At 33.8% G+C, this 2,400-nt stretch carries 3 protein-coding genes; all 3 read left to right on the top strand.

Annotation, left to right across the window (positions count from 1 at the left end):
- The coding region (locus tag ACPUYX_RS20790) for a phage portal protein (RefSeq protein WP_426381488.1) at positions 1–720 on the top strand (720 nt) is incomplete at its 5' end.
- The gene (locus ACPUYX_RS20785) at positions 720–1,412 is read left to right on the top strand and encodes a head maturation protease, ClpP-related (protein WP_426381487.1); all 693 of its coding nucleotides are present in this window, start codon (positions 720–722) and stop codon (positions 1,410–1,412) included. The genes ACPUYX_RS20790 and ACPUYX_RS20785, both read left to right, overlap by 1 nt.
- Before the next feature lie 47 nt (positions 1,413–1,459).
- Positions 1,460–2,400: phage major capsid protein (locus ACPUYX_RS20780; protein ID WP_426381486.1), on the top strand; the 941-nt coding region annotated here is incomplete at its 3' end.

Below are 2,400 nucleotides of genomic sequence, written 5' to 3'. Positions count from 1 at the left end.
GAAGATGGCATAAGTGGTTTAAGTGTCCGTAATATTCTTAAGGTGCAGATAGACAGCCTAAAGTATTCTGAGAACTATCAAGGCAATTTATTTAAAAATAATATGTTCGGTGGGAAAGTAATTTTACAATATACCGGGGAACTAACTAAAAATGCTAAAGATACTCTAATAACTGAAACTGAAAGGTATGCTAACAGCGTTGGTAGCGGAAAATTTCTTCCTATGCCATTAGGGATAACAGCTACAAATTTGGATATGAAATTAACTGATGCAGATTTCGTAGAACTTAATAAGCTTAGCGCTTTACAATTAGCTGCATGTTTTGGGATAAAGCCTAACATACTAAATGATTATTCTAAATCAAGCTATTCAAACAGCGAGACACAACAGTTAGATTTCTATGTAAATAGCCTGCAGCCTATTTTTAAAATGTATAATGACGAAATGACTAGAAGCTTATTAGATACTATCCAAAAACTTAAGTATTTCTTTATTGAAATTGATAAAGAAAAACTATTTGAGCTAGATAAGAAGACGTTAATGGAGATTGTAAAAGATGGTGTAAATAATTTTCTTATTACTCCCAATGAGGGCCGAGAAAAATTAGGTTACTCTTACTACAATGATGATAATGCTAATAAATTATATGGCAATGGTAATCTAATAGAACTTTCAAAGGCGGCGCAAGGCTTGAATTATGCGAAAGGAGGTAATCAGTAATGAGGATAGAAATTAAGGGCCCTAGAATCAGCGATTCGCAGCAATGGATTTATGATTGGCTCGAAATGCCTGCTACAAGTCCTAAAAAAGTAAATGATTTAATAAATCAAGCGTTACCCGGTGAGGAATTAGAAGTCATTATAAATAGTGGCGGCGGTTCCGTTTTTGCTGGAAGTGAAATATTTACAACTTTAAGAAGTCACAATGGAAACACTAAAGGGAAAATAGTTGGGTTAGCAGCTAGTGCAGCAAGTATGATTGCCATGGGAGTAAAAGATTTATCAATTGCACCCACAGGACAAATAATGATTCATAGAGCATCAACTTATGGCGAAGGTAATGCGGAAGATATGCAAAAGACCGTAGATATGTTAAAAGGTGTTGATAAATCTATTGCAAATGCCTATATCCTAAAAACTGGCATTAGTCAATCAAAATTATTAGATATGATGTCTAAAGAAACATGGTTAGATGCAGATACAGCTAAAGAAATGGGATTTGTAAATTCTATAATGTTTGAAGATGAGTTTCAAGCAGTGGCTACTATTGATAATAGTGCGATGATACCGGAAAAGCTTATAAATAAGATTATGGATAAGGTCAAGAACGAAATTGAACTTAAAAATAAATCTAATCAAAATAACAATGATCTAGAACTGGCTAAAGCAATGCTAAAAATTAAATTGCTATAGAAGTTCTTTTTTTATACCAATTTTTAAAATGAAAGTGAGGAAAAATAATGTTATTAAGCGAACAATTAAGAGCAAAATTAGAAAATTTAAGAGTAGAAGCTAATGCATTAATGAATAAAGAGGGAGTTACAGCGGAGGAAATTAATGCTAAAGCAGCAGAAATTGATACTATGAAAGCAAAAATTCAATACCAGGAAAGAGTTGAAGCTGAAGAAGCTGCCGCAGCGCAAGCTAAAATTAATAATGGTGGTATAGATCCATCTGACACAAAGGATATAGACATAAAGCAAGTTTTTGCAAAAGTTGTAGCCGGTAAGGAAGTTACTGCAGAAGAAAAAGCAGCGATTCAAAACTATGTTGTAGAATCAGATCCTAAAAAAGGCGGGATTGGTGTTCCAGCAGATGTGTCAACAGATATAAAACAATACCAAGATGCAACTAGAATGTTTGATATAAGGTCATATATTACGGTAGAACCTGTTAAAACAATGTCCGGCAGCAGACCATATGCAACTAATCAGCCTCAAGCAAGTGGATTTGCACCAGTAGATGAATCAAAAGCAGTTCAAGCGATGTATGAGCCTACATTTGACTCTATGAACTATTTAATACAAAAGTATGGCGGCTATATACCAGTAACAAATGAACTTTTAGAAGATGATGCTAGTGGAATGTATAGTTATCTTGTTAAATGGTTAGCAGAAAACGAGCTTAACACATACGCTTACCAAGTATTTAATGGAACTGGCACAAAATCGGCTCAAGGTATCTTAACAGAAATTGAGAAAACTACACCCTTAAATGGAGTCTTAAACGGAAGAGTAGAAAAAATAGTAGTTGCTCCGACAGTAGATAAATTTAAATCGGTAATAAATGTAGATTTGGAAACATTAACTACTGATACAATAAGAATATTAACCAATGCAGACGGATATAACTACCTAGATTCTCTACAAGATAAACAAGGTAGATATTACATGCAGCCGGA

Source organism: Desulfosporosinus sp. SYSU MS00001 (genome assembly GCF_049943955.1).
Lineage (GTDB): Bacteria > Bacillota > Desulfitobacteriia > Desulfitobacteriales > Desulfitobacteriaceae > Desulfosporosinus.
Note: the sequence above shows the minus strand (reverse complement) of the source record. Positions and strands in the feature narration are given on the sequence as shown.

Coding starts and splice junctions, on each gene's coding strand:
- ACPUYX_RS20785 (WP_426381487.1), top strand. CDS start 720: ATGAGGATAGAAATTAAGGGCCCTAGAATCAGCGATTCGCAGCAATGG.